At 55.9% G+C, this 1,400-nt stretch carries 1 rRNA gene; it reads right to left on the bottom strand.

What is annotated here, in order from left to right:
* Positions 1-2: 2 nt before the first annotated feature.
* Positions 3-1,400: ribosomal RNA gene (locus tag ACFU7Y_RS43970) — 23S ribosomal RNA — on the bottom strand; the annotation flags it as partial.

Below are 1,400 nucleotides of genomic sequence, written 5' to 3'. Positions count from 1 at the left end.
CTGAGGACAAGCCCTCGGCCTATTAGTACCGGTCAACTCCACCCCTCACAGGGCTTCCATATCCGGCCTATCAACCCAGTCGTCTACTGGGAGCCTTACCCTCTCAAGGAGGTGGGAGTGCTCATCTCGAAGCAGGCTTCCCGCTTAGATGCTTTCAGCGGTTATCCCTCCCGAACGTAGCCAACCAGCCATGCCCTTGGCAGAACAACTGGCACACCAGAGGTTCGTCCGTCCCGGTCCTCTCGTACTAGGGACAGCCCTTCTCAACACTCCTACGCGCACAGCGGATAGGGACCGAACTGTCTCACGACGTTCTAAACCCAGCTCGCGTACCGCTTTAATGGGCGAACAGCCCAACCCTTGGGACCTACTCCAGCCCCAGGATGCGACGAGCCGACATCGAGGTGCCAAACCATCCCGTCGATATGGACTCTTGGGGAAGATCAGCCTGTTATCCCCGGGGTACCTTTTATCCGTTGAGCGACGGCGCTTCCACAAGCCACCGCCGGATCACTAGTCCCTACTTTCGTACCTGCTCGACCCGTCAGTCTCACAGTCAAGCTCCCTTGTGCACTTACACTCAACACCTGATTGCCAACCAGGCTGAGGGAACCTTTGGGCGCCTCCGTTACCCTTTAGGAGGCAACCGCCCCAGTTAAACTACCCACCAGACACTGTCCCTGATCCGGATCACGGACCCAGGTTAGACATCCAGCACGACCAGAGTGGTATTTCAACGACGACTCCACCCAAACTGGCGTTTGGGTTTCACAGTCTCCCACCTATCCTACACAAGCCGAACCGAACACCAATATCAAGCTATAGTAAAGGTCCCGGGGTCTTTCCGTCCTGCTGCGCGAAACGAGCATCTTTACTCGTAATGCAATTTCACCGGGCCTATGGTTGAGACAGTCGAGAAGTCGTTACGCCATTCGTGCAGGTCGGAACTTACCCGACAAGGAATTTCGCTACCTTAGGATGGTTATAGTTACCACCGCCGTTTACTGGCGCTTAAGTTCTCAGCTTCGCCTGGACGAATCCAAGCTAACCGGTCCCCTTAACGTTCCAGCACCGGGCAGGCGTCAGTCCGTATACATCGCCTTACGGCTTCGCACGGACCTGTGTTTTTAGTAAACAGTCGCTTCTCGCTGGTCTCTGCGGCCACCCCCAGCTCAGAGTGCAAGACTCGTCACCAGGAATGGCCCCCCTTCTCCCGAAGTTACGGGGGCATTTTGCCGAGTTCCTTAACCATAGTTCACCCGAACGCCTCGGTATTCTCTACCTGACCACCTGAGTCGGTTTGGGGTACGGGCCGCCATGAAACTCGCTAGAGGCTTTTCTCGACAGCATAGGATCATCCACTTCACCACAATCGGCTCGGCATCAGGTCTCAGCCTTAA

The organism is Kitasatospora sp. NPDC057542, assembly GCF_042801945.1.
In the GTDB taxonomy this organism is placed as follows: domain Bacteria; phylum Actinomycetota; class Actinomycetes; order Streptomycetales; family Streptomycetaceae; genus Kitasatospora.
This window is presented reverse-complemented; position numbering and strand designations above follow the sequence as displayed.